The sequence below is a fragment of the Gordonia sp. C13 genome (genome assembly GCF_023218005.1).
Lineage (GTDB): Bacteria > Actinomycetota > Actinomycetes > Mycobacteriales > Mycobacteriaceae > Gordonia > Gordonia namibiensis.
In genome coordinates this window covers 257,131-270,250 of record NZ_JALPSY010000003.1, presented here as the reverse complement: position 1 = coordinate 270,250, position 13,120 = coordinate 257,131, and the positions used below count along the sequence as shown (strand labels likewise).

The 13,120-nt window shown below is 67.5% G+C and carries 11 protein-coding genes and 1 pseudogene; 5 read left to right on the top strand and 7 right to left on the bottom strand.

All coding sequences use genetic code 11. From position 1 onward, the window contains the following. Positions 1-70: 70 nt before the first annotated feature. Positions 71-2,218, bottom strand: coding sequence for a S9 family peptidase (locus M1L58_RS05015; RefSeq protein ID WP_248658045.1), 2,148 nt, complete (start codon positions 2,216-2,218; stop codon positions 71-73). Further along, the gene (locus M1L58_RS05010; RefSeq protein WP_154884519.1) at positions 2,215-3,114 is read right to left on the bottom strand and encodes a phosphoribosylaminoimidazolesuccinocarboxamide synthase; all 900 of its coding nucleotides are present in this window, start codon (positions 3,112-3,114) and stop codon (positions 2,215-2,217) included. The genes M1L58_RS05015 and M1L58_RS05010 overlap by 4 nt, the downstream gene beginning before the upstream one ends. 61 nt (positions 3,115-3,175) lie before the next feature. Between M1L58_RS05010 and M1L58_RS05005 the strand changes: the two genes are divergently transcribed. Continuing rightward, positions 3,176-3,463, top strand: a complete 288-nt coding sequence (locus M1L58_RS05005) for a SelT/SelW/SelH family protein (RefSeq protein WP_248658044.1) — start codon at positions 3,176-3,178, stop codon at positions 3,461-3,463. A gap of 225 nt (positions 3,464-3,688) precedes the next feature. Here the strand turns inward: M1L58_RS05005 and purB are convergent, their stop codons facing one another. The 3 genes from purB to M1L58_RS04990 all read right to left on the bottom strand — a co-directional run bounded on the left by purB (position 3,689) and on the right by M1L58_RS04990 (position 6,218). Continuing rightward, positions 3,689-5,116, bottom strand: a complete 1,428-nt coding sequence (purB, locus tag M1L58_RS05000) for an adenylosuccinate lyase (RefSeq protein WP_248658043.1) — start codon at positions 5,114-5,116, stop codon at positions 3,689-3,691. A 63-nt stretch (positions 5,117-5,179) separates the two neighbouring features. After that, a complete protein-coding gene (locus M1L58_RS04995) occupies positions 5,180-5,581 on the bottom strand; it encodes a hypothetical protein (RefSeq protein WP_248658042.1) in 402 nt (133 codons plus the stop codon). Between the two features lie 43 nt (positions 5,582-5,624). Beyond that, complete coding sequence (locus tag M1L58_RS04990; protein ID WP_174310921.1) at positions 5,625-6,218, bottom strand: TetR/AcrR family transcriptional regulator; 594 nt, start codon at positions 6,216-6,218, stop codon at positions 5,625-5,627. Positions 6,219-6,512: 294 nt separating this feature from the next. Here M1L58_RS04990 and M1L58_RS04985 point away from each other — a divergent pair, with 294 nt between their 5' ends. The 4 genes from M1L58_RS04985 to M1L58_RS04970 all read left to right on the top strand — a co-directional run bounded on the left by M1L58_RS04985 (position 6,513) and on the right by M1L58_RS04970 (position 10,515). Continuing rightward, positions 6,513-8,687: an MMPL family transporter gene (locus tag M1L58_RS04985; RefSeq protein WP_248658041.1), complete on the top strand. Its 2,175-nt coding sequence runs from the start codon at positions 6,513-6,515 to the stop codon at positions 8,685-8,687. 88 nt (positions 8,688-8,775) lie between these two features. Beyond that, positions 8,776-9,045, top strand: a complete 270-nt coding sequence (locus tag M1L58_RS04980; RefSeq protein ID WP_154884638.1) for a metal-sensitive transcriptional regulator — start codon at positions 8,776-8,778, stop codon at positions 9,043-9,045. Between the two features lie 32 nt (positions 9,046-9,077). After that, positions 9,078-9,473 (top strand): DUF302 domain-containing protein, encoded by a 396-nt coding sequence (locus tag M1L58_RS04975; protein WP_248658040.1) that lies wholly within the window; start codon positions 9,078-9,080, stop codon positions 9,471-9,473. 94 nt (positions 9,474-9,567) lie between these two features. Beyond that, on the top strand, positions 9,568-10,515 hold the full coding sequence (locus M1L58_RS04970) for an alpha/beta hydrolase (RefSeq protein ID WP_248658039.1): 948 nt from the start codon (positions 9,568-9,570) through the stop codon (positions 10,513-10,515). Positions 10,516-10,540: 25 nt separating this feature from the next. Here M1L58_RS04970 and purD read toward each other — a convergent pair whose 3' ends face one another. Continuing rightward, positions 10,541-11,794 (bottom strand): phosphoribosylamine--glycine ligase, encoded by a 1,254-nt coding sequence (gene purD / locus M1L58_RS04965; protein WP_248658038.1) that lies wholly within the window; start codon positions 11,792-11,794, stop codon positions 10,541-10,543. 36 nt (positions 11,795-11,830) lie between these two features. Then, positions 11,831-13,035, bottom strand: a pseudogene (locus M1L58_RS04960) (low temperature requirement protein A). Positions 13,036-13,120: the final 85 nt, after the last annotated feature.

Below are 13,120 nucleotides of genomic sequence, written 5' to 3'. Positions count from 1 at the left end.
GCAAGGACTCAACCAGCGAAGAACTGCCGGCCGAGTAGGTCTGAGCCGCTAGGCGAGGACCGTATCGAGGTCAGTTCTCCAACGCGCCGGACTGCTGCAGAATCCAGGCGATCTCGAAAGCGACTTCCTCCCACTGCTTGTAGCGTCCGCTGACGCCGCCGTGGCCGGCGGTCATCTCCGTCTTCAGCAGGATCGGGTTGCCCGAGGTCGACTTCTCCTGGAGCCGCGCAACCCATTTCGCCGCCTCGGTGTACAGCACCCGGGTGTCGTTGAGCGAGGTCAACGCGAGGATCGGCGGATACGGCTTCGCGTCGACGTTCTCGTACGGCGTGTAGGTCTTCATGTACTCGTAGACCTTCGGGTCGTGCAGCGGGTCGCCCCACTCGTCCCACTCGATGACCGTCAGCGGCAGCGACGGATCGAGGATCGAGTTCAGTGCGTCGACGAACGGCACCGACGCCAGGATGCCGTTGAACAGTTCCGGCGCGAGGTTGGCCACCGCACCCATCAGGAGTCCGCCGGCCGAGCCGCCCTCGGCGACCATCTGCTGCGGCGTCGTCCATCCCGTCTCGACGAGATGGCGTCCGGCGGCGACGAAGTCGGTGAAGGTGTTCTTCTTGCTGAGTTCCTTGCCGTTCTCGTACCAGTAGCGACCCATCTCGCCGCCGCCGCGGATGTGGGCGAGGACGAAGACCATGCCGCGGTCGAGCATGGACAGCCGGGACACCGAGAAGTAGGGATCGATGCTGGCCTCGTACGAGCCGTACCCGTACAGCAGCAGCGGGGCCGGCTTCGCGGCGTCGGTCTCCTTGCGGCGCACCACCGACAGCGGGATCCGGGTGCCGTCGTCGGCCACCGCCCATTCACGGGACTGGACGTAGTCCGACGGGTCGTAACCGCCGAGCACCGGCTGCCGCTTCAGCAGGGTGCGTTCACCGGTGGCGACGTCGAGTTCGAACAACTCCGCGGGTTCGATGAAGCTGCCGTAACCGATGCGCAGCTTCGGCGACCACCACTCGGGGTTGCCGCCGAGCCCGGCCGTACTCAGTTCCTGATCGAATTCGACCTCGTGGAAGTCGGATTCGACCGGGATGCCGTCGATCTGACGCAGGTCGGCGATGGCTAGGCGCGGCAACGCCTCTCGCCGGTAGGACAGCACCAGGTAGTCGGCGAAGGCATCGAGATCCTCGATGCGGCGGGCCGGATCGTGCGCGATCAGCGGACGCCGGTCCGACGGGTCGTCCACCGGCGCGATGTCGATGGCGAAGTTCTCCGCCTTCTCACCGTCGACGACCTCGTTGTGCACGATGACGAAGTAGTCGTCCCCGCCGATCACGGCATGATCGACGCTGTACTCGACGCCGTCGACGCGCGGTACGACGCTGCGGAACTCACCCGTCGGGTTGTCGGCCTCGAGAACGTAACTCTCCGAGGTGATCTTGGAGCCGACACCGATGACGAGGTATTTGTCGCTGCGGGTGGTGCCCATGCCGACCCAGAACCGCTCGTCGGGTTCGTGGAAGACCTTGACGTCCTCGGTGCCCGCACCGAGGTCGTGGCGCCACACCGTGTCCGGACGCCACGCGGCGTCGACCGTCGAATAGAAGACGTGGCGGGCGTCGGCCGACCACACCGCACTGCCCGAGGTGTCGGTGACGACGTCGTCGAGGACCTCACCGGTACGGAGGTCCTTGATGCGCAGCGTGTATCGCTCGTCGCCGACGACGTCGGTGCTGTAGGCCAGCCAGTTGCCGTCGTCGCTGACGGTCAGAGCGCCGAGACTGAAGAAGTCGTGTCCCTCGGCCTCGACGTTGCTGTCGAGCAGGATCTCCTCGCCGGGCAACTGCACACCGTCGTCGACCTTCGGCGCGGTCCAGTCGTCGTCGCCGGCGATCGGGCACCGGCAGGACGTCGAATACTGCTTGGCCTCTTGTGTTCTGGCGTAATACCAGAAGCGTCCGCGCCGGACGGGCACCGACATGTCGGTTTCCTTGGTTCGGCTCTTGATCTCGCCGAAGATCTGCTTGCGCAGATCCGCCAGGTGCCCTGTGTGCGCCTCGGTGAACGCGTTCTGCGCCTCGAGGTAGGCGGTCACCTCCGGATCGTCCTTGTCGCGCAACCACTCGTAGTCGTCGACGAACGTGTCACCGTGGTGGGTGCGTTCCTTCGGGACCTTCTTGGCGACCGGCGGTGTGGCCGCGTTGCGCTCGTCGGTCACGAGGACACCTCCGCGGTGGGCCAGTCGGCGAAGGACTTTCGCGAGATCCATTCGTAGGCATCTATGTACCGCTGACGTGTCTTCTCGACGACGTCGTCGGGCAGTGACGGCGGCGCGACATCGGAGGCCCGGTCCCAGCCGGATTCGGCACTGGTGAGCCAGTTCCGGACGATCTGCTTGTCGAAGCTCGGCTGGACCTTGCCCGCCTCGTAGGTCGCGGCCTCCCAGTAGCGGGACGAGTCGGGGGTCAGGACCTCGTCGGCGAGCACGAGCTCGCCGTCGGGGCCGCGGCCGAACTCGAACTTGGTGTCCGCCAGGATGATTCCACGGTCGGCAGCGACCGCTGCGCCGCGCCCGTAGATGTCGAGGGTCGCCGACCGCAGCGCCTCGGCGAGCTCGGCACCCTCCTGCTCGACGACGCGCTCGAAGCTGATGTTCTCGTCGTGCTCACCCTGCTCGGCCTTGGTTGCCGGGGTGAAGATCGGCTCGGGCAGCTTGGACGCCTCCGACAGACCTGCCGGGAGTTCGACACCGCACACCGCACCGGTCGCCTGGTAGTCCAGCAGACCCGAACCCGTCAGGTAGCCACGCGCCACGCATTCGACCTGCACCATCGGCAGGCGCTTCACCACCATCGACCGGCCGACGACCTCGCCCGGGATGCGCTCGTCGGTGGGACCGCCGGCAAGGTGATTTGGGACGCCGAGTTCGTCGAACCAGAAGAAACTCATCGCCGTCAGGATGCGTCCCTTGTCGGGGATCGCGGGACTCAGGATGTGGTCGTAGGCCGAGATCCGGTCGGAGGCCACCAACAGCAGGGTGTCGGCGTCGATCTCGTAGATCTCACGGACCTTTCCCGACGCCAGATGCCGGTAGGACTGCAGTTCAGGACGCATGGACTCGACCCTAGAGGTTCGGCGGGCGGCACGGGAAAGCAGGCTCTGACATTCTTGACCGATGACCGCACCCCACATCACCATCACCTACTGCACCCAGTGCAACTGGCTGCTGCGGGCGTCGTGGATGGCATCGGAGCTGCTGAACACCTTCGGCACCGAGATCGGTTCGGTGACGCTCGTCCCCGGGACCGGTGGCGTGTTCCACATCGACATCGACGGCACGCAGATCTGGGAACGCAAACGCGACGGCGGGTTCCCCGGGGCACCCGAACTCAAGCGACTGGTGCGCGACGTCGCGCTCCCCGACTGGAAGCTCGGCCACGCGGACGCCTCGGCGCCGGAGTGACCTCGATACGCGGTCCTCGCTGCGCTCGGTCCTCGCTACTCGGCCAGCGGAGGTCCGCTCGGTTAGCCGCTGGTTGAGTAGGCGAGGAGCTTGCGACGAGCCGTATCGAAACCAGGAGATCCGCCGGTTGAGTAGGCGAGGAGCATGCGACGAGCCGTATCGAAACCAGGAGATCCGCCGGTTGAGTAGGCGAGGAGCATGCGACGAGCCGTATCGAAACCAGCCCTAGAGGATCGGGGCAGGCGTGTAGGCGGCGGCCTCCGGGTACTGGCCGATGATCTTCTCCGCGGCGGCGATGACGTCGGCGACCTGCTGTTCGGCGGCACCGACGAAGACCGACTTGTCGGCGAGCAGCTCCTCGAGCTGGGCCCGGTCGAGCGGGATGCGGTCGTCGGCGGCGAGACGGTCGAGCAGATCGGGCTCACGGCCCTCCTCGCGCATGGCCAGCGCCACCGCGACGGCGTTCTCCTTGATCGCCTCGTGCGCGGTCTCGCGACCCACACCCGCGCGTACCGATGCCATCAGCACCTTGGTGGTGGCGAGGAACGGCAGGTAGCGGTCGAGTTCGTTGGCGATGACCGCGGGGTACGCGCCGAACTCGGCGAGAACGGTCAGGAAGGTCTCCATCAGGCCGTCGATGGCGAAGAAGGCATCGGGCAGTGCGACGCGGCGGACCACCGAGCAGAAGACGTCGCCCTCGTTCCACTGGGCGCCGGCGAGCTCGGCGGCCATCGAGCCGTAGCCCCGCAGGACCACGGCGAGACCGTTGACGCGCTCACAGCTGCGGGTGTTCATCTTGTGCGGCATCGCCGAGCTGCCGACCTGGCCGGGCTGGAAGCCCTCGGTCACCAGCTCGTGGCCGGCCATCAGCCGGATGGTGTGGGCCAGCGACGACGGTGCGGCGGCGACCTGCACGAGCGCGGACACGACGTCGTGGTCCAGCGACCGCGGGTAGATCTGGCCGACCGAGGTGAACGACCGCGCGAAACCGAGGTGGTCGGCGACGCGGGCCTCGAGGTCGGCGAGCTTGGTGGCGTCGCCGCCGAGGAGGTCGAGCATGTCCTGCGAGGTGCCCATCGGGCCCTTGATGCCGCGCAGCGGGTAGCGGTCGATCAGCTCGCGGAGCCGGGTGAGCGCGATCATCAGTTCGTCGGCGGCCGACGCGAAACGCTTGCCGAGGGTCGTGGCCTGCGCGGCGACGTTGTGGCTGCGGCCGGCCATGACGACCGAGGAGTACTGGGCGGCACGTTCGACGATGCGGGCCAGGACGGCGACACCGTGGGCGTGCACGTGTTCGAGAGAACGGAGGATCTGCAGCTGCTCGACGTTCTCGGTGAGGTCACGGCTGGTCATGCCTTTGTGGATCTGCTCGTGACCGGCGAGGGCGTTGAACTCCTCGATGCGGGCCTTCACGTCGTGGCGGGTGACGCGCTCACGGTCGGCGATCGAGGCGAGGTCGACCTGGTCGACGACGCGCTCGTAGTCGGCGATGGCGTCGGCCGGGACATCGATCCCGAGGTCGGCCTGTGCCTTCAGCACCGCGATCCACAGTCGCCGTTCGAGGGCGATCTTGGTGGTGGCCGACCACAGCTCGGCAAGGTCGGTGGAGGCATAGCGGCTGGCCAGGACGTTGGCAATGGCGGGCTTCGACACCCGCTCAGTGTAGGTCGATCGCGAGCGGATCCCGAATTCTCCGGTGCCTGCCCTCGCGCCCGCTCAGAACGCGAAGCAGGTCCCGTTGGACCCGTAGCCCTGGCGCACCTTCACGAGAGTGGGCGGCGAGGCCTTGCCGTTCTGCACGGCGTAGAGGTACTTGTCTCCGATGCGACGGGGCACCCAGGTGACCGAGGCGAGGGCACCCGAGGGGAGATCGCGGCCGATGAACCGGACCGGCAGACCCGGCTTGACCTCCCAGAACTCGACCCAGCCGGACGAGTTGACCGGGACGGTCACCGGATAGGTGCACCCGGTTCCGTAGACCACCGACGACAACGGAACGCCCGCGTCGACGCGACCGGCCGGAGCGGCCTGCGCACCGGGGGCGACGAGCATCGTGACCCCGAAGACCATGGACAGGAATGCGGCGGCCACACCCGCGCGGGTACGGCGCCTGCTCATCGAATCCCCCGACATCCGATCCCTTCTCTCTGTTCCGCTGCGATCACGCCCGCGGTGCCAGGACGTCGATCACCTCGAGCAGGGCGTCGCGCACCGCGTCGAGGGGCCGGACGCCGTTCTGTCCGAGGGCGCCGACGATGGCACCGTCCTCGATCCCGATCAGCTGAGCGATGTGGGCGGGGTCGGCGACCCGGCCGGATTTGGCAAGGACGTCGAGATGGCACATCGACAGCGCCTGCCATCGTTCGCTGACCACCTCGCGAAGCATCGGGTACCGAGCCGACAACGCGATCATCTCGTAGCGGGCGGACAGCTGCTGCATCGTCGTGTCCTCCCCGACGATCACCTCGGCGAGGGCGGTCGACGTCGCGGTCTTTCCGCGGCGTCGACGCGGAAGGGTGTTGCAGCGCTCGGTGACTGCCTCCGCGTCGTGGCTGCAGAGACTGGCCGCCGCCTCGGCCATCAGATCGTCGAGGGAGGCGAAGTAGTACGTCGTAGACGCCAGTGGCAACTGGGCACGTTCGGCGACCGCACGATGACGGACGGCGTCGAAGCCGCCTTCGAGCAGCAGCTCGCCGGCGGCCTCGATCAAGCGAGACCGCCGTCGCGCACCCTTGGGGGTCGCCGCCGACGTCATCATGTGGTTCATGCTGCCAAAGCCGTCCGTACCGCCGTATTGCTTTTGACCAAAGCAGTACAAGCACAGTCGATTTCCCGTATAAGAGCAGGACAACCGCGATGGATGGCCGGTTCAGGTCGACGTCGGTCGGTAGTCGGACAACAGGATCTCCTCCGCTCCCGGCTTGTACCGCACCGAGACAGTCCGCGTTCGCCCCCGATCTCGACTGAACCCACTTTTTTGCGATCTCGATACCCCCAGGGGTATGTTCCCTTCATTCAACAGGATACCCCCCTAGGTATAGGAGGACGGATGTCGACGACTCCGCACACGCCATCGCGAGCGCCATCGCTCGCCCCACGCACCCCGGGAATCCTCGGCCGACTCGGCACGTGGACCGCACTGCATCGACGCTGGGTGTTCGCGCTCTGGGCTCTCGTCGTCCTCGGCCTCGGGGCTGCCGCGCCCACGGTCTTCAGCTCACTGGCAGGCGCGGGCTGGCAGGCCGACGGCTCGGAATCGGTGGCGGTACGCGAGCTGGCGCAGGAGCATTTCGACGGCAACTCGTCGTCGGCGGTGCAGGTCGTCATCCACTCCGACGCACCTCTCACCGAGACGGAGACCCGTCGCGCCGTCGAGCAGATCACCGCGTTGGCGGCGTCGGACGACAGATTCGGCCAGGTCCTCGCGCCGCAGCCGGGCCGGACCTTCAGCCCGGACGCTCGCACGGCCATCGCGATCATCGGCGCCGACGCCGGACCCGACGACATGGTCCGCGCAGTCGACGATCACAAGGACGCGTTGTCGGCGTTGTCGGGCAACGGAATCGAGATCTACCCCACCGGCGCATCGGCGCTGTGGAGCGATTTCAACGAGGCCAATCACGACGCCATGATCGCCGCGGAGATGATGTCGTGGCCGCTGACCCTGGCCATCATGGTCGTGGCCTTCGGCTCGCTCGTCGCCGCCGGCCTCCCGCTGTTGTTGACGCTCGCCGGACTCGTCGCCTCGGCCGGCGGCCTGGTCCTGCTGAACTCGGTGACGCCGATCTCGGTGTGGGCGATGAACTTCGCAATGATGTTCGCACTGGCCCTGGGAATCGACTACGCACTGTTCATGGTGTCGCGCTTCCGCTCCGCGATGCTCGGACGCCCCGACACGAAGGACGCTGCGCGGCTTGCGGTCGTCGAGACCATGGACACCGCGGGCAAGGCCGTGGGACTGTCCGGGCTGACCGTTCTCGTGAGCCTGTCGGCCGTTCTCCTGGTGCCCGCGCCCGCGGTGCGCACCATGGCCGTCGGGATCATGCTCGCCGTGGTCTTCGTCCTGGCCGCGACCGTCACCCTGTTGCCTGCCGTCTTGTCGGCACTCGGCTCCAAGGTCAACGCCGGGTCCCTGCCGTGGGCGCGGGGCCAGGCGGAGGAACAGAACAGCGGCTCGAAGGCCTTCGCCCGCTGGGGAGGTCTGATCAGTCGGCGACCATGGCCGTTCGCCGTCGGTTCGGCAGTGATGCTCGTCCTCCTCGCCCTCCCCGTGCTGGGGATCAAGGTCGCGATGCCGTCGATCGGCGTCGTCCCGGAGGATGCCCCGGTTCGCCAGGGCTATGAGACCGTCGCCGAGGCGATGGGCCCCGGAGCACCCGGCGCCCTGCAGATCGTCACCCCGTCGTCGACGGTCGACGAGGTCACCGCGATCGCCGACCAGACCTCCGGCATCGCCGCGGTCGGCCTACCGATGCCCTCCGCAGACGGAAGCGATCTCGTTCTGCTGCAGGCGACTCCAGCGGTCGACCCGTCGGATGCGCAGATGAGCGACATCGTCGACGCCCTACGCGCCGATCTGCCCGCCGAGGCACTCGTCGGCGGGGCTCCGGCGGAGAACCTGGATCTCCAGCAGGCACTCGACGACTGGTTCCCGATCATCGTCGCCGTCATCCTGGCCCTTGGATTCTTGCTGCTCCTGGTTGCGCTGCGGGCGCCGCTGATCGCCCTGATGGGCACGCTCGTCAGCCTGCTGTCGACGGCAGCCGCGTTCGGCGTCGCACGACTGATCTTCCAGGACGGACACGGTGCGGGACTGCTCGGCTTCGAACCCCAGGGGTTTCTCAACGGCTGGGGACCGGTGTTCTTCTTCGCGATGATCTTCGCCATCGCGATGGACTACACGGTGTTCCTGTTGGCCACGGCGAAGGAGCACTACGAGCGCACCGGCGATCCGCGGACCGCGCTCGTCGACGGCCTCGCGCACTCTGGTCGTGTCATCTTCGCGGCCGCGGCGGTGATGGTCGCGGTGTTCTTCACCTTCGCCCTGGCCGACCCGCTGCCGCCCAAGGAGATGGGGATCATCCTCGGTGTCGCGGTGCTGCTCGACGCAGCCCTGATCCGACTGGTCCTGCTGCCCGCTCTCCTGTCGATCGCCGGCCATGCGGCATGGCGGACGCCCCGGGCACTCGACCGCGTCCTGCCCGACATCAGCTTCCGCCACTGACTCGCGACGGCTGACGCCGATACCCCAAGGGGTATAGTCGGCACTTGTCAGAGCAGCTCAACTGCGCATGAACCAGAAGGAGGTCGCCATGGTCGGCGACGAAGAATCGATCGGCGTCGTACTCAACCGGTTGCGCCGCGCCCACGGGCAGCTCGCCGGCGTGATCTCGATGATCGAACAGGGACGTGACTGCAAGGACGTCGTGACCCAACTCGCCGCGGTGTCGAGTGCACTGGATCGCGCCGGCTTCAAGATCGTTGCGACCGGCCTCCGCGAATGCATGACCGGCGAACAGTCGAAGGACTCGGAGCCGATGACGATCGACCAACTGGAGAAGCTGTTCCTCGCGCTCGCCTGATGCAAGGAACAAGCACCACGAGAGGAGTAATCATGAAACTCGGTTACCAGACGACCCTGCAGACAGGCTTCGATGACGCGGTCGCGCGGACGCGGGAAGCGCTGAGCGACGTGGGTTTCGGTGTGCTCACCGAGATCGACGTGAGGGCGACGCTCAAGAAGAAGCTCGACGAGGACATGGAGAACTACCTCATCCTCGGCGCCTGTAATCCGCAATCCGCCCATCGCGCGCTCGGGATCGAGCGGCAGATCGGTTTGCTCCTCCCCTGCAATGTCGTGGTGCGCGACGACACCGACAACCCCGGGACCGTCATCGTCGAGGCGATGAACCCCGACATCATGGTCGCGGTGACCGACGCCCCCGGCCTCCCCGAAGTGGCATCCGGAGCGGCCGAACTCCTGCAGAAGGCCATCGCGTCGCTCGACTGAGCGTCAAGTCAGAGACAGATTTCTCACAGCGTCGGCGCGTCGGCCGACTCGACGTTGCGTGGGGCCCGGGTTCCCCGATTACCCTGTTCCTTCGATGACGAGCCTGCGATCCCGATTCTCCGATGCTGCCGACCGCGACCTTCCGCGTGTGGGTCGTCGTGCCGTGCTCGCCGCCGGCGTCGGGGCCGCCGCAATCGGACTGGCCGCATGCTCGGACAAGTCGCCGTCGGCGCCGGTGCAGCCGCGCAACCTCGAAGGCCGCGCCGCCGACGACGAGCTGCCGGTCGAGACCTCGCCGCCGCCGGTCACCAGTGGTCCCCCGCTGATCACCGGCAGCTTCAAGTCCGCCCGCATGGGCGGTCGCGACACCCGCTGGGCGGTCGCCCGACCCAACGGTGTGACCGGCAAATTGCCCGTCGTGGTCGTGCTGCACGCGCTGAACACGAACGAGAAGACCATCTTCGGGTCGAAGCTCGAGATGCAGACCGTGATGCAGCAGTACGTGGACGCCGGCAACACCCCGTTCGCGCTCGCCGCCGCCGACGTGGGTCGCAATTACTACCACCGCCGGACCGACGGCACCGACGGCGGCGCGATGATCCTCGACGAGTTCCTGCCGATGCTCGCGAACGACCCGCAGCTCAACCTGTCCACCGACCGCATCGGGCTCTTCGGTTGGTCGATGGGTGGATACGGCGCGCTGCGTCTGGCATCGATGCTCGGTGCGCCGCGCGTCGCCGCCGTGGCGGTCAGCTCGCCGGCGATGTGGGCCGATCCGCGCAACTTCCCGCCGCGCGCCTTCGACGGCCTCGCCGACTACCAGGCCAACTCACTGTTCGGTGCGCAGCCGAGTTTCGCGAAGATCCCGCTGCTGATCAACATCGGTTCGAGCGATCAGTTCTACACCTACACCCGCCAGTGGGCCGCGGGCCTTCACCCGCCGGCCGCCTTCGGCACCGCCGCCGGAGGTCACACCAACCGGTATTGGCGCAGCGTGCTGCCCGAGCAGATCGAGTTCCTCGGCCGCAATCTCGCGGACTGAGTTCCCGACCCGCCCGGGTCTGCCATCAGATGCTGATCTTGCCTTCGAGGGCGTTGCGACCGATGTCGGTGCGGAAGTGCGAACCCGGCAGCTTGATCTTCTCGATCCGGGCGTAGGCCTGGGCGCGGGCCTCGGCGAGGTCGGCGCCGGTACCCACCACGGCCAGCACACGACCTCCGGCGGACACGATCGCACCATCGGCATTCTTGGACGTGCCCGCGTGCAGGACACCCTCTGCGTCGGCGCCGGTGATGACGTCACCGGTGCGCGGCTTGCCGGGGTAGTTCTCGGCGGCGACGACCACGGTGACCGCGGCGCCGTCGTGCCATTCGAGCGCCGGCAGGTCGGCCAGCGTGCCGGTGGCGGTGGCGTTCAGCGCCGCGCCGAGCGGCGACTTCAGCAGCGCGAGGACCGCCTGGGTCTCGGGATCGCCGAAGCGGCAGTTGAATTCGACGACCGCGGGCCCGTCCTTGCCGATCGCGAGACCAGCGTACAGGAGACCTGAGAACGGGATTCCGCGCTTGACCATCTCGGCCGCAACGGGTTTGACGACCTCGTCGACGATGCGTTCGGTCATCGCCTCGGGCAGCCACGGCAGCGGGGTGTAGGCGCCCATGCCGCCGGTGTTGGGTCCGGCGTCGTTGTCGCCGACGCGCTTGTGGTCCTGTGCAGGCAGCAGCGGCACCACGGTCTCGCCGTCGACGAGGCAGAACAGGGACACCTCGGGTCCGTCGAGGAAGCTCTCCAGCAGGACGGGGTGTCCGCTCTCCAGGCATTCGGCTGCGTGGTCGCGGGCGACGTCGCGGTCGGGCGTGACGACGACGCCCTTACCCGCGGCGAGACCGTCGTCCTTGACGACCCAGGTGGGTCCGAAGCGGTCGAGGGCGGCGTCGAGATGGGCCGGGTTGTCGACGATCTCCGCGTGCGCGGTCTTGACGCCCGCAGCGGCCATCACGTCCTTGGCGAAGGCCTTGGAACCCTCGATCTGCGCGGCCTGCGCACCGGGGCCGAAAGTCGCGATACCGGCCTCGCGCAGGGCGTCGGCGACACCGAGGACCAGGGGGACCTCGGGTCCGATGACCACGAGGTCGGCTTCCAGCTTCTGCGCCAGAGCCACGACGGCCTCGCCCGAGACCGCGTCGACGGCATGATTGGTGGCGATCGCCGAGGTTCCGGCGTTGCCTGGAGCGACATGCAGGTCGGTGACCGACGGATCGTTCTTGAGGCCGATGAGAAGGGCATGTTCGCGGCCGCCCGAGCCGATCACGAGTACTCGCACGACCATGACTCTAAACGACCGCGCACACGGACCGCGTCACGCGCCGGTGAGCTCCCGGACGGCCCGCTCTCGACGCGCGGTCCCGAACGCCTCGTCGATGATCACCATCACCACCGGCGCCAGCGAGGCGACCACGATCGTCGTGATCACCGACAGGCCCGCCAGACACAGGAGCATGGCCGCGGCGACCGTCGCCACGACCGCGAGCGCCTGTACGAGCGAAAACCCGTCGAAGCCGAGGAGATACCCCTCCATCGCGACCACGCCCAGACAGAACACCACGAGCGGGATGGCGAGACTCGCGACGACGAGCGCGTCGTCGAGCACGGCGTGGTGCTCCAGATAGAGCGCCGCGAGGTGGAGGCCGACGCCGACACCCACGGCGGCCATGAACAAGACGATGTGGCCGTAACCCCACACGAAAGACTTCTCCCGGCGGGCGTGCAGGACGTCGCCGGTGGGCACCGCGCTGTAGATCCACCACATGGCGAAGGTCGTGGTCATCGTCGCGAAGCCGAGGATCGCGGTGTCCAGGGTCCACCCGTCGACGGCTACCTGGGCGCCGAGCAGCGCGACCACACCGACGACACCCTCGCCGAGGGTCACGATCGTGAGGAGGGAGTACCGCTCGGCGATGTGGTGGGCATGCCACGGCGTGCCGGCGGTCCGGGTCTCGGCGATCACCGGACCCGTCAACTCGATCAGGACGCCGATGAGCATCGCCACGACGGTCATCACCAGCGGCAGGTGGGCGATCAGGACTGCCACCCACCAGATCTGGGCCACGACGGTCGCGACGGCGTAGATCAGGCACGCGCGCCGGCAGCGTTCGCTCTGCGACGCCGCACGTAGCCACTGGATGACCATGCCGACGCGCATCACGATGTAGCCCAGGATCAGGATGCGGTGTCGATGTCACCGCCGCCGGCCACCGAGTCGAACACCGGCGGCATACCGACGGCGATGATCGCGACGCCGATCATCTGGACGAGCGTGACGACGCGGAAGACCCAGTCGTCGGTGCCGAAGGCCGACGCGAACCAGGCGAAGTTGATCCACGCCCAGATCGCCGAGAACGTACAGAGGAAGAAGCCGATGAAGGCCGCCGTGTAGTGCGCCTCGGCGAACTGATGACCGGCCAGGGTCGTCGCCACGGAGAAGCCGACGACGAAGACGAGGTCGTAGAACAACTCGAGACCGGTCGCGACCCGCCCGTCCTGGTGCGGGTCGCGACCGGTCATCCGAGTCAGTCGCGATCGTGAGCGAATAGTGGTCGCATCACTCGTGCTGGTGCCGTCCCCCGGGTGTCACATGGTGAACTCCAGA

Bases quoted from the DNA above. Each gene is read 5' to 3' on its own strand.
- M1L58_RS05010 (WP_154884519.1), bottom strand. From the start codon at position 3,114: ATGCGTCCTGAACTGCAGTCCTACCGGCATCTGGCGTCGGGAAAGGTC.
- M1L58_RS05005 (WP_248658044.1), top strand. From the start codon at position 3,176: ATGACCGCACCCCACATCACCATCACCTACTGCACCCAGTGCAACTGG.
- M1L58_RS04995 (WP_248658042.1), bottom strand. From the start codon at position 5,581: ATGAGCAGGCGCCGTACCCGCGCGGGTGTGGCCGCCGCATTCCTGTCC.
- M1L58_RS04990 (WP_174310921.1), bottom strand. From the start codon at position 6,218: ATGACGTCGGCGGCGACCCCCAAGGGTGCGCGACGGCGGTCTCGCTTG.
- M1L58_RS04985 (WP_248658041.1), top strand. From the start codon at position 6,513: ATGTCGACGACTCCGCACACGCCATCGCGAGCGCCATCGCTCGCCCCA.
- M1L58_RS04980 (WP_154884638.1), top strand. From the start codon at position 8,776: ATGGTCGGCGACGAAGAATCGATCGGCGTCGTACTCAACCGGTTGCGC.
- M1L58_RS04975 (WP_248658040.1), top strand. From the start codon at position 9,078: ATGAAACTCGGTTACCAGACGACCCTGCAGACAGGCTTCGATGACGCG.
- M1L58_RS04970 (WP_248658039.1), top strand. From the start codon at position 9,568: ATGACGAGCCTGCGATCCCGATTCTCCGATGCTGCCGACCGCGACCTT.